Here is a 23585-nt window from a genome sequence, read left to right on the forward strand (position 1 = left end):
TTTCCCCATGTGAGAGTAGGTCATCGTCAAGATTAAATTCCGAAACCCCAATTGCGAAAGCAGTTGGGGTTTTGTTTTGGGCGCTCGGAAAGGGGCAGCTACAAGCTTCAAGTTTCAAGTTTCCAGCTGCAAGATTCCAAGCCCGCCCCATACCCGCTTGCAGCTTGTAGCCACTGCCATCCGGCCAATTCAATACAAAGTGTTTCGGTATTTTTGGTATGGTGCAGCACCTTTTCCAAGGACTGGCCTTCCAACCGCAGGACGCGGCATCACCTCTTCCCACGAGATGCTGTAGAAATGCCTGAAGTTATACCGATCAAGGACCACGAGAAAGAACACCGCCTGGTCAACAAGCGCCTGCTGGCTTGTGCAATGCTGGTATTGGGCATTACCTGTGCCTTGGTTGCACGGATGTATTACCTGCAAGTCGTGGAGTTCGACTATCACTCCACCATCTCCGAAAACAATCGGGTTCATGTCCTGCCCATCACCCCGACCCGCGGCATGATCTATGACCGCAACGGCGTGGTCCTGGCCGATAACCGCCCCAGTTATAACCTGACAATCACTCGCGAACGGGCGACCGACCTCAGAGGCGAGTTGGACTCGATCATCACTCTCCTGCACCTGCCAGCCGAAGACCGTACAGTCTTTGACAAGGCCCTGAAGCAGGCGCGTCACCCATTTGTGCCCGTGACGTTGTTCTACGAATTGACGGAAGAACAGATTGCCATATTGGCCGTCAACGAATTCCGCCTGCCTGGCGTGGATGTCGAGCCGCAGTTTGTGCGTCACTACCCTCTGGGCGCGCACTTTGCTCACTCCATCGGCTACGTAGGTCGTATCAACGAAAAAGAGTCCAAGGAACTGGATTCGGTCGAGTACCGAGGCACGCAATCCATCGGTAAAACCGGCGTCGAACGTTTCTACGAGCCACAGTTGCACGGTCATGTCGGTTATGAAGAAGTCGAGACCAACGCTCAGGGCCGGGTGCTGCGGGTACTCAAGCATACCGATCCGATCCCGGGCAAAAACATCGTCCTGAGTCTGGATATCAAGCTCCAGGAAGCTGCCGAAGAAGCCCTGGGTGATCGTCGCGGCTCAGTGGTTGCCCTGGATCCGCAAACCGGTGAAGTCCTGGCGATGGTCAGCAAACCCAGCTTCGACCCCAACTCATTCGTGACCGGCATCAGTTTCAAGGAATACTCCGCGCTGCGTGACTCCATCGACCGTCCCTTGTTCAACCGCGTACTGCGCGGGCTCTATGCGCCGGGCTCGACGATCAAGCCGGAAGTGGCCATCGCCGGTCTCGACAGCGGTGTGGTCACCGCGCAGACCCGGGTCTTTGACCCCGGCTACTACCAACTTCCGGACTTCGACCACAAGTACCGCAACTGGAACCACAGCGGCGACGGCTGGGTGGATATGGACGCCGCCATCATGCGTTCCAACGACACCTACTTCTATGACCTGGCCCACAAGCTGGGGATTGATCGTCTGCACGACTACATGGCCGAATTCGGTCTCGGCCAGAAAGTTTCCCTGGACATGTTTGAAGAGTCCGCCGGCCTGATGCCGTCCCAGGCCTGGAAGCGCGCGACCCGTCGCCAGCCCTGGTTCCCGGGCGAAACGGTGATCCTCGGCATCGGCCAGGGCTATATGCAAGTCACGCCATTGCAATTGGCCCAGGCCACCGCGTTGATCGCCAACAAGGGCGTGTGGAATCGCCCGCACCTGGCCAAGACCATCGACGGTGTTCCGCCCGTGGACGAAAACCCGATGCCCAATGTCGTCCTCAAGAATCCGCACGACTGGGATCAGGTCAACCACGGCATGCAAATGGTGATGCATGATCCGCGCGGCATTGCCCGTGCGTCAGCCGCCGGTGCGCAGTACCGAATCGCCGGCAAGAGCGGTACCGCGCAGGTGGTTGCGATCAAGCAGGGCGAGCGCTACAACCGTCTGAAGACCCGCGAGCGCAACCGCGATAACGCATTGTTCGTCGGCTTTGCCCCGGCTGAGCATCCCCGGATCGTGATTTCAGTGATGATCGAAAATGGCGAAGCGGGCGGCCGTGTGGCAGGCCCTGTGGTACGCCAGATCATGGATGCCTGGCTGCTTGATCAGCAGGGCCACCTTAAACCGCAGTACGCGGCGCCCGCCAAGACTTCGGGTGAGCCTCGCGTGTGAAAGAAAGGGTTTACGCCACCCAGAGTGCGGGACCGCCCGATAGATAAGCGATTGCATTTCGCTACAATCTACGACGATAATGAGATGAGTTATCATTAACATCTCTGGCTGCCCGCGTGTCTACTCCTACCGATCCCAAGGTTCTCCTGGCAACGCTGTATGACGATAACCATCGCTGGCTGCGCGCCTGGTTGTATCGTCAGCTCAAGTGCCCACAGGATGCTGCGGACCTGACCCAAGACACGTTTATCCGCATTCTGGACGCGCGCCAGCTCAACCAACTCGATGAGCCCCGTGCGTTTCTCAGCACCGTGGCCCGCCGGCTTTTATTCAGTTTCTGGCGACGCAAGCGCCTGGAACAGACTTACCTCGACAGCCTGGCGCAGTTGCCGGACGCCTACACGCCTTCGGAGGAAGACCTGGCCCTGGTACGTGAGGCCCTGGAAAGCATCGATCGCCTGCTCAATGGCCTGCCGCCTCGGGTACGGCAGATCTTTATGCTCAACCGTCTCGAAGGCTTGTCGCAGCCTGTCATCGCCCAGCAGTTGAAGGTGTCGCTGGCCACCGTAGAGCGCGATCTGCGGCGGGCTTTCCTGCACTGTCTGGCTGAATCGGCGGACCTGACATGAGCCAGCCCAAGGTTGACGCCACGACCCGCGCCGCCGTGGATTGGTTGCTGCGCCTGGAGGCGGCGGCTGAAGATCCGTCAGTGCGTCAAGCCTTCGAAACGTGGCTGCGGGCCAATCCCCAGCATGCGATTGCCTGGCAGCGGGTCGGTAGCTTGTTGCAGCAGCCGATTGCCGACTTGCAGCGCGTCGAAGCCCGTAGCCCCGGTCAGTTACGTGCCGTGACCCAGGCCCTGGCAGCCCCGGACTCCGAGTCGCGGCGCAAAGTGTTGCGTGGCAGCCTGGCCCTGGTGTTGTTCGGTATCAGTGGTGCCGCGATTTTCGACCGGGCCCAGCCGCTCAATGGCCTGTGGGCCGATCGCCATACCGCCACCGGCGAGCGCAAGACCTTCGAGTTGGCCGATGGCAGTCGCCTGAGCCTCAACGCCCGCAGCTCGGTGGATATCCATTTCACCGACACCCGCCGCCTGGTGCGCCTGCGCGAGGGCCAAGTGTTTGTTGATGTCGCCGCCGACCCGCACCGACCGTTTGTGATCGCCACCGCCCAGGGAGAAGTCCAGGCCCTGGGCACACAATTCATGGTGCGCCAGGAGGCCACCGGCAGCCTGACCTCGGTGCAGTTGCACAGTGTCCAGGTCACCACCTTCGGTGGCAGCCAGCGCCGTGTAGAGGCGGGGGAGGCGGCGTGGTTCAGCGACAGCGATGTGCGTCCGGTACCGCTTTCGGTGCGCACCCGGGCGGACTGGCGCGATGGTCGAGTCGATATCCGGGATGAGCCCCTGGGCCTGCTGATCGACGCTCTGCGTCCGTATCGCCGAGGTGTGCTGCGGGTCAGTGAGCAAGCCTCGAAAGTGCGCATCTATGGTGTGTATCCACTGGATGACCCAGAGCAGACCCTGGCCTCGCTGGCCCAAACCTTCCCCCTGCGGATCAGCCATTACGGCCCCTGGTTAACCCTGATTGATGTGCGCTGAAGGCTCAATGGGAATTATTTTCACTCAGCGTGAGGGGATCGCTGATCTCGCGAGTCAAGGTTAGGGAACGCCAACCTGACAATGAGCATCCTCACCCTATGGCACCCTTGATGATCCGCCCCTGCCTGTTGACCCTGGCCGTAACCCTGGCCGTGATCGGCCACCCTGCTGTCGCCCTGGCCGATACTGACGCCAGTGCCCCGCACTATTTCAATCTACCTACCGCCGCCCTAGGCGATAGTCTGAGCCGGCTGTCGCGGGAAAGCGGACGCACGCTGTCGGTCGCCCCAGCCTTGCTGCAAGGCCGCCGTGCGCCCGCGTTGCAGGGCCAGTACAGCCCCGAGCAGGCCGCACAGCATCTGCTGGCCGGTAGCGGCCTGGGCTTGACGGTCACCGAGAACGGCACCTGGAGCCTGTATCTGCTGCCCGAGGGCGCGCTTAATCTCGGCGCCACCACCGTCACCGGCCAGGTCGCAGAAAATGCCTGGGGCCCGGTGGATGGTTATGTGGCTACTCGCAGCGCCACGGCCACCAAGACCGATACACCGATCCTGGAAATCCCGCAGACCGTCAACGTGGTCACCGCCGACCAGGTCAAGGTCCAGGGCGCGCGCAACCTGACCCAATCCCTGCGCTACACCCCAGGCATGGACACCAACGGCTACACCGACCGTAATACCATCGCCGATGAGTTGGGCAGCCGTGGCTTTTCTCCCACGTTGCTGTACCTCGATGGTGCCTACCTGCCTTACGCCGGCAGCCTCGGCGGTGCGCCACAAATCGACCCCTACACCCTGGAACGTATTGAGGTACTCAAGGGGCCGGCGTCGGTGCTGTTCGGGCAGAACCAGCCTGGCGGGATGATCAACCTGGTATCCAAACGGCCCACCACTGAAGCGCGGCACCAGGTCAAGTTCGGCGTGGGCAGCTACGACCGGGTCAATGGCGCCCTCGACTTCAGCGGTCCCATCGATGACGCGAAGACTCTGAGCTACCGCCTGATCGGCCTGGCCCGCGACGGCAACGAGATGGTCGACCACGCGACCGACAGCCGTACCTTGCTTGCTCCCAGCCTGACCTGGGCGCCGACCGAAGACACCGCCCTGACCATTTATGCGCAGATCCAGCGCGATAAATCCCTGGCCGATTACCAGGCGCTGCCGGCCATCGGCACGCTGTACCGCAACTCCAAGGGCCAGCACATCGACCGCGACACCTTCCTCGGCGATTCCGATTGGAACAACTACATCCGCGATCAATATGTGCTGGGCTATGACTTCTCCCACGCATTCAACGACAACCTGGAATATCGCCAGACGGCTCGATTCACTGACGTCAACGACCGCTACAAAGGCTTCTACCTCAATCGCTTCGTCGAACTGCCCGACGGCAGCACCGACGATACCCGCGCCAGCCGCACCAAACTGGACTGGCGCCAACACAACAGTGCCTACACTATCGATAACAACCTGCAGGCCAAGTTCGCCACCGGTGCCCTTGAGCACACCTTGCTGGTGGGCTTCGATCACCGCGAGTTCACCCGTAAATACCAGGGCTACAACCTCTATGGCGCGGAAATCATCGACCTCTACAAACCGTCCAATTACCACACCTTTGGCCAGCCGCAACTGACCACCAAGTGGAACAACACGGTCAAGCAGACCGGCCTGTATGCCCAGGACCAAATCAAGTTCGACCGTTTCATCCTCACCATGGGCCTGCGTGAAGACTGGGCCGAAGTGATCAACCGCGACCTGCTGGACCGCAGCACGGTGTCGCAGAAAGACAAGAAACTCACGCGTCGCGTGGGCCTGACTTACCTCACCGACTTCGGCCTGGCCCCCTACGTCAGCTATGCCGAGTCGTTCCTGCCAAGCGTCGGCCGTCTGGCCCCGGCACGCGGTGGCGGCGCCTACAAGCCGGTAGAGGGCGAGCAATATGAAGCGGGGGTCAAGTACCAGCCCAACGACCAGTCGCTGCTGACCTTGTCGGTGTTCCAGATCAAGCAGAAAAACGTCTTGACCGGCGATCTGGTCTATCGCGAATACCAGTTGCAAGAAGGTGAAGTGCGCTCACGCGGCGTCGAGTTCGAAGGCAAGGCCCGTTTTGGCCAGGTGGAGTTGATCAGTGCGCTGTCGTACCTGGACGCGATCTATACCAAGAGCAACTACGGCGAGGAGGGCAACCGCAGCGAGGCGCAAGCCCCGTGGAGCGGCAGCGTCTGGGCCGACTACCATTTTGCCAGCGATGCCTTGGCCGGCCTGACCGCAGGTGGCGGTGCGCGTTACACCGGGAAGAAATACGGCGACTCGGCCAACACCTTCAAGACCCCGTCGTTCGTCGTGTACGACGCCACTGTCAGCTACGACCTAAGCCGCCTGGGTCCCACATTCAAGGGCGCTGAAGCCAGCCTCAACGTGCAGAACCTGTTTGATCGCGAGTATGTCTCGTCCTGCAACTACGCCTTCGGTTGCTACTACGGCCAGGAGCGCACTGCGTCCCTGGCCGTGTCCTACGATTGGTGAGCTACTTGATCACCACCGGGTTCACCGGCGCGCCGCTGCCACCGACAATCTTCAACGGTGCGGCGGTGTAGAGGAACTTCCACTGGCCGTCGTCGGCACAATCGGCGGCCAGATCCTCCAGCAGCACGATCTCGGTAAAGGCGATGCCGAGGTTGCGCATCAACGCGCAATGCAATGGAATCTGCACCCCCGATACCGGATCGGTGATCACCTCGTTGGCGATGGTGTCGGTCACCAGGTTGGGGATTTCCATGGCGTGGAACCACTCCACCAACTCCCGGCTGTAGGTCAGGCCAGGCTCCACCAGATCCTTGAAGAATTCGGTCTTGCCATACTCGTAGAAGGCGCCCATGGAGCCGGTGCGGATGATCAGGATGTCGCGTTTTTCGATGGTCACGCCCTGGGCCTTGGCGGCCGCCAGCAAGTCCAGGTGATTGAAGGTTTCGCCACGGCCCAGGTATTTCTTGCCGCGATGGCGGGCCATGTCGATCAGCACCGCGCGCCCGACCACGCCACGTTCGGCAATCGCCAGCACACTGGCCTTGGCCATGCCGCCGACGGTGCTCATGGCGTCGTAGCCGTTCCACAGTTGGTTGTCGTACCAGGCATGCCCGAGGGCGTCGTACTGGGTCGAGCCTTGCAACTGCATGAAGATCACATCGTCGCAATACGCTGCACCGCCAGTCATTTCGGGTTGCTTGCCGAAGTGATAGTGGCTGTGGTCCAGGGTATTGAAGCGCATCGACGGGTTGCGTGCAGGCCACATCGGGTCGCCGCCCGGATGGCCGATCTGCACTTGCAGGGTAAAGGTCTTGCCCTGGCGCACCGAGGCCACGCCGCGCAGTACTTCGGCTTCGGTCAGGTAGTTGAGGGCGCCGACCTCATCGTCCGGCCCCCATTTACCCCAGTTCTTTGGCAGGCCTTCGAGTAATTGCTTGGTGCTCGGTTCGTTCTTGTTATGTAAGTCACACATATCGACTCCGATCCCTTTGGTCGTTGAGTTACACGCAGCGCCCGCCATCGACTTCAAGGCAGGTGCCGGTGATGAATGCCGCTTCGTCCGAGGCCAGGTACAGGCAGGCATTGGCCACGTCTTGCGGGGTGGAAAAACGTCCCAGGGGAATGGTTGCCATGAACTTTTCGCGGTTTTGCGGGGTGTCCGGCACACCCATGAACTCACTGAGCAACGCCGTTGCGCCGACCACCGGGTTCACGCAATTGACGCGGATATTGTCCGGCCCCAGCTCCGCCGCCATGGTCTTGCTCATGACCACCACTGCGCCCTTGCTGCCGTTATACCAGACCAGTCCCGGGCGCGGGCGGATCGCCGCAGTCGAGGCAATATTGACGAACACGCCGCCGCCCTGGCCGCGAAAGTGCGGCACGAAGTGCTTGGCACTGAGGAAGATGCTTTTGACGTTGACTGCGAACACCCGGTCGAACTCGGCCTCGTCCACTTCCAGCATCGGCCGGTTGCGGTGGGTGGTGCCGGCGTTGTTGATGACAATATCCAGCCCACCGAATTGCTCCAGGGTTGCCCGCAGCAGGGCGCCGACGCTTTCGTCGTTGGCCACGTTGACCTCGATGAAATGCGCATGTCCGCCGCTGGCTTTGATCTCATTGACCACCCGCTGGCCGCCGGTGGCGTTCATATCGGCGACGATGACTCGTGCTCCCTGTTGGGCGAAGGTCTTGGCGATGCCTTCGCCAAAGCCGGAACCGGCGCCGGTGACGATGGCCACTTTGTTTGCTAGACGCATGGAGTGTTCTCCTTTCTTGTTGTTGTAATGGCTTAGCCGTGTTTGATCGCAATGGTCTTCAAGGTGGTAAAGCCCAGCAGGGCCTCGAAGCCTTTTTCCCGGCCATAACCGCTGGCCTTGACGCCGCCGAAGGGCAGTTCAACCCCGCCGCCGGCCCCGTAGTTATTGATGAAAACCTGACCGCAACGCAGCTTGCGGGCCAGGCGCATTTGCCGGGCGCCGTCGCGGGTCCACACGCCGGCGACCAGGCCGAAATCGGTGCCGTTGGCCAGGCGGATGGCCTCGGCTTCGTCGTCGAAGGGCATCACGGCCAGTACCGGGCCGAAGACTTCCTCCTGGGCCAGGCGGCTGTCGGGCGGCACGTCGCGAAACAGCACCGCTTCCTGGAAGTACCCGCCACTGTCGGCCTCGGCCACCACCTGGCCGCGCGCGGCCACGGTGATGCCGGCCTGTTCGGCTTCGCGCACGAACTCGCGCACCAGGCGTTGCTGCTTCTGGTTGATCAGCGGGCCCATATCCAGGTCCAGCGCTGAGGGCCCGGTGCGCAGCTCGCAAAAACGCTGGCTGAGCCCGGCCAGCACCGTTTCATACACGCTGCGCTCCACCAGCAAGCGGCTACCGGCAGAACAGGTCTGCCCGCAGTTCTGCACGATGGCATTGATCAGCACCGGCAAGGCTTCATCCAGGTCCGCATCGGCGAACACCAGTTGCGGTGATTTGCCGCCCAGTTCCAGGGTCACCGGGCAATGTCGCTCAGCGGCCGCTTTTGACACCGCAGTGCCGGTCACGCTGGAGCCGGTAAAGGAGATGTGATCGACACCCGGATGGCTGCACAATGCCGCGCCCGCTTCGTAGCCATAGCCGGTCACCACATTGATCGCGCCGGCCGGAAAACCCACTTCGGCGGCGATCTGTGCCAGGCGCAGCAGCGACAGGCTGGCATCCTCGGCGGGCTTGATCACACAGGCATTGCCCGCCGCGAGGGAGGCGCCGACGCTGCGGCCGAAGATCTGCATCGGGTAGTTCCACGGGATGATATGCCCGGTCACCCCATGGGGTTCGCGCACGGTCAGCACTGTGTAGCCGTTCTGATAGGGCAGGGTTTCGCCGTGCAGCTTGTCGGCCGCGCCGGCGTAATACTCGAAATAACGGGCGAGGGCAGTGGCATCGGCCCGCGCGACTTTCAGCGCCTTGCCGGTGTCCCGGGCTTCGATCTGCGCCAGCTCTTCGTGATGTTCCAGCACAGCCACGCCGAGTTTGGCCAGCAGGCGGCTGCGCTCCAGGGCCGACAATGTGCCCCATGGGCCAGCGAAGCTCTCGCCCACGGCCTGGCGGGCGGCGCTGACGGCGGCATCGATATCGGCAGCATTGCCACGGGCGATGCTGGAGTAGGTTTCGCCGCTGCTGGGGTCGATCACCGGGATGTCTTCCCGTGACGCCGAGGCTTGCCATTGGTTGGCGATGTAGTGTGCATTGATCATGTTCAACTCCTGTTCCCGGCGACGCATTCGGCGATGGCCACGCCCACTTCAATCGTACTGGCGCTGCCGCCCATTTCCCGGGTGCGTGGCCCTTCGGCAAGTACCGTCTCGATGGCCGAGACAATCGCCGCTGCGGCCTGCTGGTAAAGCGGGTCGCCATTGCCCAGATGTTCGATCATCAACGCAGCCGACCAGATCTGCCCGATGGGGTTGGCCACGCCCAGCCCGGCAATGTCCGGTGCCGAACCATGCACCGGCTCGAACAGCGATGGGTAGCGCCGCTCGGGATTGAGGTTGGCCGACGGGGCAATACCGATGGTGCCGGTACAGGCTGGGCCGAGGTCGGAAAGGATGTCGCCAAACAGGTTGGAGGCCACCACCACGTCAAACCAGTCCGGGTGCTGCACGAAATGCGCACACAGAATATCGATGTGGAATTTAGCGGTCTTGACGTCCGGGTAGCGCTGGGCGATCAGGTTCACCCGCTCGTCCCAGAACGGCATGGTGATGGAAATACCGTTGGATTTGGTGGCGGCCACCAGGTTCTTGCGCGGGCGCTGCTGCGCCAGTTTGAAGGCATAGTCCACCACCCGGTCCACGCCTTCGCGGGAGAAGATCGACTCCTGCACGGCGATCTCGCGCGGCGTGCCTTCCCACATCCGCCCACCGACGCTGGAGTATTCGCCCTCGGTGTTTTCCCGCACCACGATAAAGTCGATATCCCCCGGCACACGGCCGGCGAGGGGGCAGGGCACGCCGGGCATCAGGCGTACCGGGCGGATGTTGACGTACTGGTCGAACTGGCGGCGGATCTTCAGCAGCGACTCCCACACCGCCGTGTGGTCGGCGATGATGTCCGGTGCGCCCACGGCACCGAAGAAGATCGCATCATGGCTGCCGATCTGCTCGGCCCAATCGTCCGGCATCATGCTGCCGTGGGCCAGGTAGTGTTCGCTGCACCAGGCAAAGTGATCGAACTCAAAGGCAATGCCGAAACGCCGGCTGACGGCCTCCAGTACACGCAAGCCTTCGGGCACCACCTCGCGGCCGATACCGTCGCCGGGGATCACGGCAATACGATGGGGGGTGCTGGTCGTGGAATTGGACACGCCGTGTCTCCTGTTTTTGTTGTTGTCAGTGAGGCGGGGACATTCTTGGCACAGGTGCAGCGGTGGGGGAATTGCTGATTGTGGAAGTGGCCTTCGCAAAATTCGAAGGCCAGCGGTTATGCGTGATTACAGGCGCTGAGGTAGTCGAATAACGCCAGGCTTGTAGGCGAAGGCTGTTGCTGGCGCATGCAAAGGTACATCTGGCGGTCGGCCCAGGGGTCGTCGATTTCGATAAAGCGCAAGGCCATTTCCTTGCGAAAGATCTGCACCGCGCCCTGGGGCAGTACGCCAACCCCTTGGCCGGCGGCAATCAGCCGGCACACGGCTTCAAAGCTGCGCACCTGGACCCGCAGGCGCAGCGGCATGCCAATCGCGGCGGCGGCTTCGGTGATCAGTGCGGTGATGGCGGCGTTATCTTCCAGGCCGACAAAGTCGTAGCCCAACAAATCCTCAAAGCGCGCATGGCGCATCTTGAACGGATGATCATCGGGCACCAGCAGGCACAGGCGGTCCTGGCAGTAAGGGACAAAGCGCAATTCCTCGCCGCCCGGCTGGGTGGTGACGATGCCTACATCAGCCACGCCATCGCGCACTGCCTGCAGGATTTCGCGGCTGCGCTCCTCACGGATATCCAGGCGGATACCAGGGTGCAGGGCGTTCCACTGGGTCAGTTGGCTGGGCAGTTGCTGGCTCATCGCTGAGCTGTTGGCGTACAGGCACACGCGGCCGGTGGCGCCCTTGGCATAGTCGGCGAGGTCGGCGTGCATCACGTCTACCGCGCGTAAAATCGACCCCCCATGCTCGGCCAACACCTCGCCGGCCGCCGTTGGCGAGACACCGGTGGAGGTGCGGTGCAACAGGGCGACTTTGAAGTGCTGCTCCAGCAACGACAGGCGCCGGCTGGCCGCTGACAGCGAGAGGTGTGACTGCTCGGCCGCGCGGGACAGATTGCCCAGCTTGACCGTCTTGAGGAACAGCTCGATGGAGGTAAGGTCGGGGGCCATGCCAGAGTCCTTGTGCGCGGTTGGTGAAAACTACGCAGTTGGGACCGGGCTGTCCAATAGCCTGCCAACTCAACATACTTTGTGAATGCTGTCGGTGTGCCCGGATTTTCGGCCTGATACAGACCAAAATGTGGGAGCTGTCGAGCTTTAGCGAGGCTGCGATAGCGGTGGCTCAGGCGATATTTCTGGTACCTGTGCCGCCGCCATCGCAGCCTCGCAGGGCGAGACAGCTCCCACAGAAGATTAGCGCGGGGTCCGGGATTTCAGTCTGTAAGGTGGGGCTCAGAACTCAATGCTTGCCGACAGCTTGGCCACCCGTGGATCGCCTTGGGTCATGTAGCCGCCGATTGCCGATGCCCAGTATTTGGTATTGGCCACGTTGTCCACCGTGAGCCCGAGGCTGACATCGCGCTGGTCCACTTTGAAGGTGTAGCGTGCGCCCACATCAAAGCGATTCCACGTCGGCAGGCTGAGTTTATTGGCAGCATCGACGTACTGCCCGCCAGTGCGCAGCATGCGTCCGTTGAGGGTCACGCCTTGCAGGCCCGGCACATCCCAATCCACGCCGGCATTGAACTGGAAGGACGGCACACCAATCGCCCGGTTACCGTCGTTGGCACCGTTCTGGGTGTTCGTGAGTTCGGTTTTCATGACCGTCACACCACCGAGCAGGCGCAGGCCGGCCAGCGGCTCGCCGAACACATTGAGTTCTACACCTTTGTTGATTTGCTCGCCTTCACGCACGAAGCGTGCGGTGGTGGCGTCGATGATCTGGCTGTAGCCGGCGCCGGGCTGCTCGATGCGATACACACCCAGGGTTGCGCCGTAGGTGCCCATGTCGACCTTGACCCCGGCCTCGATCTGCTTGGAACGTGCGGGTGCAAAAGCCTGGCCGCCGCCAATCACCGTGCGGCCAAGGGCATTGACCGGTGAAACAGGCCCCTTGGCCAACCCTTCAATCCGGTTGGCATACAGCGACACATGCTCCCAAGGCTTGAACACAATGCCGTACACCGGTGTGGTAATCGACTCATCGTAGTTGGCCGTACGGCTGCCGCTCATGTAGTTGTAACCCTGCACCACCATTTGCTGGCGGCGCAGGCCCAGCGTGACCAGCAGGCGATCATCGATAAATCCAAAGGTGTTGGACACCGCCGCGCTGCGCATAAAGCTCTTGGCGGTGATGGTCGGGTCGCTGAAGTCGGTGCCAGGGGTATTGCGTGGGTTGTTCCGGCGCGGTTCGGCGCCGGTCACCGGGTTGTAGATATTGGTGCTGGTCCTGGCGCTGTCGAACACATAGGCGTTACGTGCCTCGGTCCAGATCCCGGCCAGGCCGAAGTTCAGGCGGTGGCTCACCGGCCCGGTCTGGAACTTGCCGTTCAAACCGGCCATGGCGCTGCTGTTGTCTTCTTCGTGGGCGATGGTCGAGGCGCTGGATTGTGCATTGCCCAGGTTGTCGTTGATGGTCACCGAGGAGTACCGGCCCATCTCCCGGGTGTGCTTGGCACCGCCTGCTGCGTAGGCGGTCCAGTTGTCATTCAGGTCATATTCGGCACGCAGCATGCCCAGGGTGTCTTCAATATTGGTCATGCTCCAGCGCGGGGCGTAGTTGGTCTCGGCCGAAGGCGCGTCGGGTACCTGGGTCACTGCCGAGCCGAGGAATACCGAGTTGCGCCCGCCATTGACGCGCTCCTTCTTATAGACGAAGTCTCCCGACAGGCGTAACGCATCGCCACGGTAATCCAGGCCTGCGGCAAACAGTTTGGAGCGCTGGTTCTCATTGTCGGTCGCGGTATCACCTTCACGCTGGGACAGGTTCACCCGCGCGCCAAAACGATTGTCCTCGCCAAAGCGCTGGCCGATATCCAGATGCTGACCCATCCGGCCTTCGCTGCTGATATCGGTGCTGAAGCGGCGCAGCGGCACATCGTCGGCGCGCTTGGGTTGCAGGTTCACGCCGCCGCCGATACCGGAGCCCGAAGGCGTTACCCCGTTGATAAAGGCGTTCGGGCCCTTGAACACTTCCACGCGCTCCAGGGCGTCGGTGGACATGATCTGCCGGGGCAGGATGCCGTACAGGCCGTTGAAGGAAATGTCATCGCCATTGAGTGGCAGGCCACGAATCACGAACAACTGTGACTGGTTGGCGTACCCCGAAGCCTGGCGCACGGAAGAGTCGTTGAGCAGTACATCGCCGACGGTCTCGGCCTGTTGGTCGCGAATCAGTTGTTCGGTGTAGGACGCCATGCTGAACGGCACGTCCATGATGTCCTGGTTGCCCAATACACCCAACTGCCCGCCGCGTGCCACCTGGCCACCGGCGTACACCGGAGGCAGGGCGCCGGGGATGATGGCCTCGGCGCTGATGCTGGTGGCGCCCAGCTCCAGGGCCTGGTCAGTCTGTGGCGGCTGTTGAGGGGCGCCATGGGTCGCGAAGCTCAGGGAGCAGCACAGGGCAAGCAGGGTCGGGCGAAACGGCACGGCGAGTCGTGTACAAGTGGGCATGGTCGATCCGGACGGCGAGCCGTCAATGTGAGGAAAGGGGGGCAACAACGTTGCGCTTCCTCACTGCGCGAATACGACTCCAGTGCAAATGATAACAAATGCTAATTGATGTTTTACAAGTTTATTTGCAATGTACAGTCTGTCTGAAGGACAGAAATTTCTATGCAGGCCTTGTGGCGGATGCCGAGTAGAATCGCGCCCTGAAAGCGATTCCTGAGGTGTGGCAAGGTGGATTTACAGCAGGGTTTTGTCCTGACCCGGCATTGGCGCGACACCCCGGCGGGTACAGAGGTCAGCTTCTGGCTGGCGACCGACCAGGGGCCGCGGTATATCCGTCTACCCGTGCAGCCTTCGGTGATGTTTATTCCGGTGGCCCATCGCGAGCACGCGCAACGGGTGCTCAAGGGTGAGCGCGACGTGAAACTGCGCCCGCTGCAACTGTGTGACTTTCATCATCGCCCGGTCCTGGGCCTCTATACCCGTCAGCATCGCCAGGCAATGGACCTGGAAAAACGCCTGCGCCAGGCTGGTGTGGATGTCTACGAAGGCGATGTGCGCCCGCCCGAGCGCTACATGATGGAACGCTTTATCACCGCGCCGGTGGTGTTTGGCGGCACACCGGGCGAGGGCGCAATGCTGCTGGACGCGCAGATGAAGCCCGCGCCGGACTACCGCCCGGCGTTGAAACTGGTGTCCCTGGATATCGAAACCACCGCGCGCGGCGAGCTGTACTCCATCGCCCTGGAAGGCTGCGGTGAGCGCCAGGTGTACATGCTCGGCCCGGCCAACAAAACAGACGCAGTGGATTTCAAGCTCGAATACTGCGACAGCCGCGCCCAACTGCTGGAGCGCTTGAACCAGTGGCTGGCGCAACATGACCCCGACGCGATCATTGGCTGGAACCTGGTGCAGTTCGATCTGCGGGTCCTCCATGAGCATGCCAAGCGCCTTAACGTGCCATTGCTGCTCGGCCGTGGCGGCGAGGCCATGGCCTGGCGCGAACACGGCAGCCGTAACCATTACTTCGCCGCCGCGGCCGGACGGCTGATCATCGATGGCATCGAAGCCCTGCGTTCGGCGACCTGGACGTTTGAGTCATTCAGCCTGGAAAACGTCGCCCAGACCCTGCTTGGCGAAGGCAAGTCGATTTCCACGCCCTACCAGCGCATGGACGAGATCAACCGCATGTTCGCCGAGGACAAGCCCGCGCTGGCACGCTACAACCTCAAGGACTGCGAGCTGGTGACGCGGATTTTCGAAAAGACCGAGCTGCTCAAGTTCCTGCTGGAGCGGGCCAGCGTCACCGGCCTGCCGGCGGACCGCAACGGTGGTTCGGTGGCGGCGTTCACCCATTTGTACATGCCGCTGATGCATCGCCAGGGCTTTGTCGCGCCGAACCTGGGGGACAAGCCACCCCAGGCCAGCCCCGGTGGTTTTGTCATGGATTCGCGTCCCGGCCTGTATGAATCAGTGCTGGTGCTGGACTACAAAAGTCTCTACCCATCGATTATCCGCAGCTTCCTGATCGACCCCGTGGGGCTGATCGAAGGCTTGCGCCATCCCGACGACAGTGAGTCGGTGGAAGGTTTTCGCGGCGCACGTTTTTCCCGCACCCGGCATTGCCTGCCGGCCATCGTGGCGCGGGTGTCCGAGGGCCGCGAGGTGGCCAAGCGCGAGCACAACGCGCCGTTGTCCCAGGCCCTGAAGATCATCATGAATGCGTTCTATGGCGTACTGGGCTCCAGCGGTTGCCGGTTCTTCGATACGCGGCTGGCCTCGTCCATCACGATGCGCGGTCACCAGATCATGCGCCAGACCCGCGAACTGGTCGAAGCCCAGGGTTATGAAGTGATCTATGGCGATACCGACTCCACCTTCGTCTGGCTCGGCAGTGCCCATTCCCAGGAAGATGCCACGCGCATCGGCCAGGGCCTGGTGCAGCACGTCAACCAATGGTGGCGTGAACGCCTGCACAGCGAGTTTGGCCTGCAAAGTGCCCTGGAGCTGCAATACGAAACTCACTTCAGTCGCTTCCTGATGCCGACCATTCGTGGGGCGGAGGAGGGCAGCAAGAAGCGCTATGCCGGCCTGGTGACCCGTGCCGATGGCAGTGAAGAAATGATCTACAAAGGCCTGGAAACCGTGCGCAGCGACTGGTCTCCCCTGGCCCGCCAGTTCCAGCAGGAGTTGTACCAGCGGATCTTCCACCGCCAGCCCCATCAGGACTATGTGCGTGACTACGTGCGCCGCACCCTCAGCGGCGAACTCGATGAACTACTGATCTACCGCAAGCGCCTGCGCCGGCAACTGGGCGATTACGAGCGCAATGTCCCGCCCCATGTGCGTGCGGCGCGCCTGGCGGATGAATTCAACGACCGTGAGGGCCGCCCACGGCAATACCAGAACGGTGGCTGGATTCGCTACGTGATCACCGTCAACGGCCCCGAGCCCCTGGAGGTGCGTCAGGCGCCGATTGACTACGATCACTACGTCACCCGGCAACTGCAGCCGGTGGCCGATGCGATCCTGCCGTTTGTCGATGACGATTTCAGCACCTTGGTCGGTGGCCAGATGGGCTTGTTTTAACGCCGGGAACACGCTTCACTCTGGACGCTGACACGTCTTGGAGGTATGCCCGATGTACACGCTCTATGGCACGCAAAGTTCTGGCTCATGCATCGTCGAAATTGCCCTGCAACGTTGTGGCGTGCCGTGGCAGCAAGTCGATGCCAGCCCCTGGGGCGATACTGCGGGAATGGAGGCCCTCGGGCAGATCAACCCGTTGCGGCAAATCCCCACCCTGCAACTGCCTGACGGTAGCGTGCTGACGGAAAGCGCGGCGATCCTGATCCACCTGGGCCTGGAGTATCCAGGCGCAGGGTTGCTGGCCGGCAATCGCGCCCAGATCATGCGCGGCCTGGTGTACATCGCCGCCAACTGCTATTCGGCAATCACCATCATCGACTACCCGCAACGTTTCCTCGACAACACCGATGAGACGGTGCAGGCGCAATTGATCGCGGGCACCCAACAGCATCTACACCAGGCCTGGCAGATGTTTGCCGAGCAATTTGCCGGGCAACTGTTTACCCCGCAGGGGTTGCCCAATGCCCTGGGCATCATGGCGGCGGCCGTGTCCCGCTGGGAGGGTGTGCGGGACGTCCTGCAGCATTCCCACCCCGCGTGCGCCCAGGCCCTGGCGCAGGTGGATGGCGATCCACTGGTGGCTCCGGTGTTTGCCTGGCACTGGCCGGATTGGCCGGGGCAGTGAGCCTTGGCAATCAGAAGAAACAATGAGCCCCGAGGCGCCTCAAACCCTTGCGTCGCGGGCGTCCTGGCCTACTCTTTCTGATAGTCGCGTAGGAATCATCCTTGAAATTGACTGTCGCAGACATGAAACTCAAAAACTCTGCATGGAATTGGAAGGAGGTACGCATGCTCGTCCGGTCGCTGACCCTGGCTACCTTGATGGCGTTTACGGGGCCGTTGTTGGCTGCGGATAACCGAGGCCCGCTGGAACAGGATCAAGGCAAATTTCGCCCACTGATCGTGATAGCACCCAGCTCCATCGACCCGACTCAGGTCCAACTCAAGAAAGATCTTGAACAGCCTGAGAACAAACAGAAGTTCACCGAGCGCAACATGGTGCTCTACACCGTGAACTACACGAGCATCGGCACCGTCGGCCAACGTGACGGCAAGGACCTCGGCGCCCAGGACACCAACGCGTTGATCCGTGCCCTGAAGCTTGGCGCCAGCGCCGGTACCAAAGTGATCCTGGTGGGCAAGGACGGCGAGAAGAAAGTCGAAAAGACCGTACCCCCCGATACCCTGGACCTCGCAGAGTTTTTTGCCGCAGTCGACAAAATGCCAATGGCCGAAAAAGAAGCCGCCGCACCCGCCGAACCAGAACCTGCCGCACCGGCTGCGGGCAAGCCTGGCGCCAAAGCCAAGCCTGGCAAGCACGCGCCGCAACCCCTGGAAGATTGACGCTTTCGGAGCAACCCTTTGTAGGAGCCGGCAAGCTGGCTCCTACAGTGGATGCGTTGGCAAGTCCTACAAGCCGTGTGCCACTTGCAGGCATTGCGCCACGAAGCATATGATAACCGTTATCATTTACGGCTTACCTTCTGTGCGCGTCCTCCATGCCTCCGATTCCTGCGACAAGCCCCACTGACCTCGCCACCCTGTATCAGCAGCAACACCGCTGGTTGCAGCACTGGTTATGGCGTCGTTTGAACTGTTCGCAGAGCGCTGCTGACTTGGCCCAGGACACTTTTCTGCGCCTGCTCGCCAAGAATCAACCCCTTGAGGTCCAAGCCCCCCGCAGCTTCCTGGCGAAAGTCGCACAAAGCGTGCTGTCCAATCACTTTCGCCGGCAAAAGCTGGAAAAGGCCTACCTGCAAGCCCTGGCGCTGTTGCCAGAAGAGGTGGCACCCAGCGCCGAGACCCAATGGCTGCTCCTGGAAACCCTGATGGCCCTCGATGAAGTGCTCGGCCGCCTGGCATTGCCGGTGCGCCAGGCCTTCCTCTGGTCGCAGCTCGATGGCTTGAGCCACGGCGAAATTGCCGAGCGCCTGGGCACCAGCATCACTACGGTCAAGCGCTACATCGTCCGGGCCGGTGCGCAGTGCATTGTGCTCGACAGCCAGCGCCCATGAATCCGTTGCCCCTGACCCTGGAAGCCGCTGAGCAGGCCATGCACTGGCAATTGGAGTTGCAGGCAGCGGACGTCAGTGAACAGACACGGAGCGAATGGCTGGCCTGGCGCCAGCAAGATCCTCTCAACGAGCAGGCATGGCAGCATTCCCAGCGGTTTTTCCAGCGCATGCACGAGGTGCGAGACCCCGCGCACCAGGCTCTGGTCAGCGCCACCCTGTTACCGGCGCTGTCCCGTCGTCGGGTCCTGAAAAACCTGGCCCTCTTGCTGGCCGCCGGCAGTGTGGCGTGGACCGCCCGGGATGCCGGGCTGTTGCAGCCCTGGACCAGCGATTTCAGCACCACCGTCGGTGAGCAATGGCGTATCGACCTGGCGGACAATACCGAGATCCAGCTCAATACCGACACCGCTATCGATGTGAACTACAGCCCCGACCAGCGCCTGATCCATCTGTTGCGCGGGGAGATCCTGGTAGTACCCAACCCGTTGGACGCCCGCCCGCTGTGGGTGAAAACCGCCGAAGGCCTGACCCATGCCGCAGGCGGGCGCTTCAGCGTGCGCCAGCGCGATGGGTTTACCCAGTTGGGGTCCGACCGGCAGCCACTGGCGGCGCAGATTCCATCGCGCAGCCTGAGCCTTTCGCCCGGCGAGATCGTCAGCTTTGACCAGCAGACCCTGTTGGCGCGCCGCCCGCAGCGCGCCGGCGAACTGGCCTGGGGCCGCGGCATGATCGTCGCCGAGGGCCTGCGCCTGGAAGACTTCCTCAATGAATTGAGCCGCTACCGACGCGGGCATCTGGACTGTGACCCGAGCGTGCGCGAGCTGCGTGTGTCCGGCACCTATCCGTTGGCCGACACAGACCGCATCCTCACTGCGCTGCAACAGACCCTCGAGCTGGACGCGCAGCATTTCACGCGGTTCTGGGTCACGCTTAAACCGCGTCGGGCGCAGGTATGAATTTATTTTGCATGCATGTGGTCCGTTTCCGAATCTCACGAGACTTATATCCCCAGACACTCACTTATCTGGGGAACAGCGCATGCACCCGCAACGCACCATTCGGGCAACACTGAAAAAATCACTGGCTGTGGCCGTCGTTCGCGGCATTGCCAGCTTCGCCGGGGCCGCACCGTTGTTGCTGGCGCCGGCCTGGGCCATGGCCGCGCCACAGCAGGAGTTCGACATTGCCCCAGGCTCCCTGGCCGGTGCGTTGAACCAGTTTGGCCAGGCCACGCATATCTTGCTGTCCTACCCGGCCGCGCTCACGCAAGGGCAGACCAGCCCCGGCCTGCAAGGGCGACATGACCTCGACACCGGCCTGGCAATCCTGCTCAGTAACAGCTCGCTGCAAGCGGTGCGCGGCAGCGGCGATAACTACTCCCTGCAACCCCGTCCTGCCGACGGCGCATTGCAACTGGGCACCGTATCGATCTCCGGCAAGGCGCCGGGGTCGACTACCGAGGGCACCGGTTCCTACACCACGCAGTCGTCCAGCAGCTCAACCCGCCTGAACCTGACGCCCAGGGAAACCCCGCAATCACTGACCGTCATGACCCGCCAGCGCCTGGACGACCAGCGCCTGACCAACCTGTCGGACACCCTGGATGCCACCCCCGGCATCATCGTGTTGCGCGACGGCCTGGGTTCGGAAAGCGACGCCTATTTCTCCCGTGGCTTTCAGATCCAGAACTTCGAAATCGACGGTGTGCCCACCGTCACCCGCATGGACAACTACACCCAGAGCATGGCGATGTACGACCGGGTGGAAGTGGTACGCGGCGCCACCGGCCTGATCAGCGGCATGGGCAACCCCTCGGCCACCATCAACCTGATCCGCAAGCGCCCGACAGCCGAGGCGCGGGCTAGCGTAACCGCCGAAGCAGGCAATTGGGACCGCTACGGCAGCGGCCTCGACGTATCCGGCCCCCTGACCGAAACCGGCAATGTGCGCGGGCGCTTGGTGGCCGACTACAAGACCGAACACGCCTGGGTCGACCGCTACAAGCAGCAGACCCAGTTGCTGTACGGCATCACTGAATTCGACCTGACCGAAGACACCTTGTTGACCATGGGCTTGAGCTACCTGCGCACTGACGTCGACGCCCCGGCGCGCTCCGGTTTGCCCACACGCTTTACCGATGGTTCGCGCAGCAACCTCAGCCGCTCCCTGAATACTGCGCCGGCCTGGTCCTATAACGACCATGAGCAGACCAGCTTCTTTACCTCCATCGAGCAGAAGTTCGACAGCGGCTGGAGCGCCAAGGCTGAATTCACCCATTCGCAAAACAAGTTCGATGAGGTGTTCAACTACGTCAACGGCAGCCTCAACAGTGATGGCAGTGGCACCACCCAGTTGCCAGTGCGATTCTCTGGTACCCCGCGCCAGGATAATCTCGACCTGTACGCCACCGGCCCGTTTGACCTGCTGGGCCGTGAGCACGAGTTGATCGCCGGCGTGACCTTGTCCAAGTACAAGGAAAACGTGCCCAGCCATGGCGGCTGGAACTATGCGTATTCCGGCTCCCCGGCGGGCGCCATCGACAACCTGTTCAACTGGGACGGGCACTCGGCCAAGCCGGACTTCCCGGTGACCGGCAAATCCTCGGTGGATGAAAGCCAGTACGCCGCCTACCTGAGCACCCGCCTGCGCATGACCGACGATTTGAGCGTGATCCTCGGCAGTCGGGTCATCGACTGGAAGCGCGAAACGCAGGACAGCCCCTACGGCGGCGTTGCCACCCGTACCAGCGAGTCGGAAACCGGCGTGTACATTCCCTATGCCGGGGTGGTCTACGACCTGACCGACAATTGGTCGGCCTATGCCAGCTACACCAAGATCTTCAATCCCCAGGCCAGTTGGGTGCGCGATATCCACAACAAAGCCCTGGAACCCATGGAAGGCAAGGGCTACGAGCTGGGCTTGAAGGGCAGTTTCTTCGACGAGCAGTTGAACACCAGCCTGGCGCTGTTCAAGTTGGAACAGGACAACCTGGCGATCTGGATCGACACGCCGGGCGGCAACACCTATCGCAACGAGAAGGGCACCACCACCGAGGGTGTCGAACTGGAACTCAACGGTGAGCTGGCCGAAGGCTGGCAAGCCTCGGCGGGTTACGCCTATGCGGTCAGCACCGATGCCGACGACAAACGCATCGTCACCACCTTGCCGCGCCAGAGCCTGAAAACCTTCACGACCTACCGCCTGCCGGGAGCGTTGAGCAAGGTGACCGTGGGGGGTGGAGTGAACTGGCAGAGCAAGGTCGGTGAAGACCTGCACACGTTCAGCCAGGGTAGCTACGCCATCACCAACCTGCTGCTGCGCTATGACGTGACGCCGCAGCTAAGTACCTCGGTCAACCTCAACAACCTGTTCGATCGCGAGTACTTCAGCTATGCCGGCAACCACGGAATGTACGGCGCGCCGCGTAACCTGATGACCAGCATCAAGTACGACTTCTAACCCTGCCCCGATCCCCTGTAGGAGCGGGCTTGCCCGCGATAGCAGTAGTTCAGGCGCTGTTACTGTCGGCTGACACACCGCCATCGCAGGCAAGCCAGCCCCCACCTTTGATTGGTGCTGCGGCACAAAATACTGCACCCGACAAAAATCCCCTGTAGGAGCGGGCTTGCCCGCGATAGCGGCGTATCAGCCACCGAATCTATTGGCTGATCCACCGCCATCACAGGCAGCAGCTCCGCGCGCTGCCTTTTTGCTATGCGCCGCTCACGCCTTCCACGGCTTGAGCCACAGCCCCAACCCCAGCAGCACCCCGGCGCCCGCCAGGGTGCTCAAGCCCAACTGCCAACCATCGTTGTGCAACGGGTGCAGGACCAGCGCCGCGATTCCCAGCAACACCACACTCAACCCCCACTGCAACGGCCAGCCCAGTTGCCCGAGTAGGTGTTGGCGTTGCATCAGCAGCAGGTTGGTGACGATTACTCCACCCAAGGCCGCCAGGGCAATGCCCGGCAGGCCGAAGAAGTACGGCAGCATGACCAGCAAACCGGCATTGACCAGGCTGCCCAGCAGTTCGCACTTGAGCGGCAGACGCGTGTCGCCGTTGGCGTAGGCATAGCGCGCGAGCATGGCGTTCCAGGCGCCGAACACCAGCGGCGTGGCGAACCAGGCGAGCAGGGCCCGCAAGGGCCCGTCGGCGCTTTGCGCCGGCATCAGCAGGTGAATCAACACGGGGCTGGCGCCAATCAGGCCGAGGGCGGCCGGCAGGCTCAGCAGGGTCGCGGCGTCCAGGCCACGGCGTAGCAAGGCCAGGCGTTGTTGGCCCTGTTCGCCGCTCATCAGCCCCAGCAGCACCTGGTTGAGGCTCATCAGCGCGATCAACGGCAGGTTGATCAGTTTGCGCGCCAGGTTGACCCAGGTCACCGCGCCTTCCCCCAGGTAACTGGCGATCAGTCGTTCGAGCAAGGCCAGGCCCTGGCTGGCGAGATTGCTCGCCAACAGCGGACCGATGCGCCCCAGCAATTCGCGGCCGGCCAGGGCATCGCCCTTGACCTGCCAGGGACGCCAGCCGAACGACCAGACCGGTGCCAGCAGCGGTAGACACATGAGCACGCTGCCGGCAAAAAAACACATCGCCAGTTCCGCGCTGTCACTGGCCGGGCCACGGATAAACAGGTACAGCACCGGCGGCAGGTTGAACAGCAACGAACCCAGCCCCGGCAGCACAAAGCGCTGGCGCGCCTGCAATGGAATACTGAACAGGCCATGCATCACCAGCCCCGGCGCGCAGGCG

General features: G+C 62.1%; 17 protein-coding genes. 10 read left to right on the forward strand and 7 right to left on the reverse strand.

The genetic code is table 11. The annotated features are described in order from the left end of the window. Positions 1–297: 297 nt before the first annotated feature. The 4 genes from mrdA to BFQ03_RS00295 all read left to right on the forward strand — a co-directional run bounded on the left by mrdA (position 298) and on the right by BFQ03_RS00295 (position 6315). Complete coding sequence (gene mrdA, locus BFQ03_RS00280; RefSeq protein ID WP_032862978.1) at positions 298–2190, forward strand: penicillin-binding protein 2; 1893 nt, start codon at positions 298–300, stop codon at positions 2188–2190. Positions 2191–2306: 116 nt separating this feature from the next. Next, entirely contained in the window at positions 2307–2819 is a 513-nt protein-coding gene (locus tag BFQ03_RS00285) for a sigma-70 family RNA polymerase sigma factor (RefSeq protein ID WP_032862980.1), read from the forward strand. Continuing rightward, positions 2816–3790, forward strand: coding sequence for a FecR family protein (locus tag BFQ03_RS00290; RefSeq protein WP_065942291.1), 975 nt, complete (start codon positions 2816–2818; stop codon positions 3788–3790). Before BFQ03_RS00285 ends, BFQ03_RS00290 begins: the two co-directional genes overlap by 4 nt. Positions 3791–3888: 98 nt before the next feature. Further along, positions 3889–6315, forward strand: a complete 2427-nt coding sequence (locus tag BFQ03_RS00295) for a TonB-dependent siderophore receptor (RefSeq protein WP_065942292.1) — start codon at positions 3889–3891, stop codon at positions 6313–6315. Position 6316: 1 nt separating this feature from the next. On the opposite strand, the gene BFQ03_RS00300 is transcribed toward BFQ03_RS00295, so the two are convergent. The 6 genes from BFQ03_RS00300 to BFQ03_RS00325 form a co-directional block, all read right to left on the reverse strand. Then, complete coding sequence (locus tag BFQ03_RS00300; RefSeq protein ID WP_032862984.1) at positions 6317–7288, reverse strand: cyclase family protein; 972 nt, start codon at positions 7286–7288, stop codon at positions 6317–6319. Between the two features lie 28 nt (positions 7289–7316). Continuing rightward, positions 7317–8075, reverse strand: a complete 759-nt coding sequence (locus tag BFQ03_RS00305) for an SDR family oxidoreductase (protein WP_032862985.1) — start codon at positions 8073–8075, stop codon at positions 7317–7319. A 32-nt stretch (positions 8076–8107) separates the two neighbouring features. Further along, positions 8108–9556 carry an aldehyde dehydrogenase family protein gene (locus tag BFQ03_RS00310; RefSeq protein ID WP_065942293.1) on the reverse strand — a complete coding sequence of 483 codons (1449 nt, stop codon included), beginning with the start codon at positions 9554–9556 and terminating at the stop codon, positions 8108–8110. 2 nt (positions 9557–9558) lie between these two features. Beyond that, complete coding sequence (locus tag BFQ03_RS00315) at positions 9559–10665, reverse strand: tartrate dehydrogenase (RefSeq protein ID WP_065942294.1); 1107 nt, start codon at positions 10663–10665, stop codon at positions 9559–9561. 116 nt (positions 10666–10781) lie between these two features. After that, entirely contained in the window at positions 10782–11669 is an 888-nt protein-coding gene (locus BFQ03_RS00320; RefSeq protein ID WP_065942295.1) for a LysR family transcriptional regulator, read from the reverse strand. Positions 11670–11951: 282 nt separating this feature from the next. Next, positions 11952–14174 carry a TonB-dependent receptor gene (locus tag BFQ03_RS00325; RefSeq protein ID WP_065942296.1) on the reverse strand — a complete coding sequence of 741 codons (2223 nt, stop codon included), beginning with the start codon at positions 14172–14174 and terminating at the stop codon, positions 11952–11954. Between the two features lie 228 nt (positions 14175–14402). Between BFQ03_RS00325 and BFQ03_RS00330 the strand changes: the two genes are divergently transcribed. From BFQ03_RS00330 to BFQ03_RS00355, 6 genes are all read left to right on the forward strand, one after another. After that, on the forward strand, positions 14403–16760 hold the full coding sequence (locus tag BFQ03_RS00330; protein ID WP_065942297.1) for a DNA polymerase II: 2358 nt from the start codon (positions 14403–14405) through the stop codon (positions 16758–16760). Positions 16761–16812: 52 nt separating this feature from the next. Next, positions 16813–17445: a glutathione S-transferase N-terminal domain-containing protein gene (locus tag BFQ03_RS00335; RefSeq protein ID WP_065942298.1), complete on the forward strand. Its 633-nt coding sequence runs from the start codon at positions 16813–16815 to the stop codon at positions 17443–17445. Between the two features lie 164 nt (positions 17446–17609). After that, a complete protein-coding gene (locus BFQ03_RS00340; RefSeq protein ID WP_032862995.1) occupies positions 17610–18164 on the forward strand; it encodes a DUF4174 domain-containing protein in 555 nt (184 codons plus the stop codon). Positions 18165–18319: 155 nt separating this feature from the next. Beyond that, the gene (locus tag BFQ03_RS00345; RefSeq protein ID WP_065942299.1) at positions 18320–18835 is read left to right on the forward strand and encodes a sigma-70 family RNA polymerase sigma factor; all 516 of its coding nucleotides are present in this window, start codon (positions 18320–18322) and stop codon (positions 18833–18835) included. After that, positions 18832–19791, forward strand: coding sequence for a FecR domain-containing protein (locus tag BFQ03_RS00350; RefSeq protein WP_065942300.1), 960 nt, complete (start codon positions 18832–18834; stop codon positions 19789–19791). Before BFQ03_RS00345 ends, BFQ03_RS00350 begins: the two co-directional genes overlap by 4 nt. 82 nt (positions 19792–19873) lie before the next feature. After that, a complete protein-coding gene (locus tag BFQ03_RS00355) occupies positions 19874–22294 on the forward strand; it encodes a TonB-dependent siderophore receptor (RefSeq protein ID WP_065942301.1) in 2421 nt (806 codons plus the stop codon). Positions 22295–22558: 264 nt separating this feature from the next. Here the strand turns inward: BFQ03_RS00355 and BFQ03_RS00360 are convergent. Beyond that, positions 22559–23585: lipid II flippase MurJ (locus BFQ03_RS00360; protein WP_065942302.1), on the reverse strand; the 1027-nt coding region annotated here is incomplete at its 5' end.

Source organism: Pseudomonas sp. 25 R 14, from assembly GCF_900004755.1.
Taxonomy (GTDB): domain Bacteria; phylum Pseudomonadota; class Gammaproteobacteria; order Pseudomonadales; family Pseudomonadaceae; genus Aquipseudomonas; species Aquipseudomonas brenneri.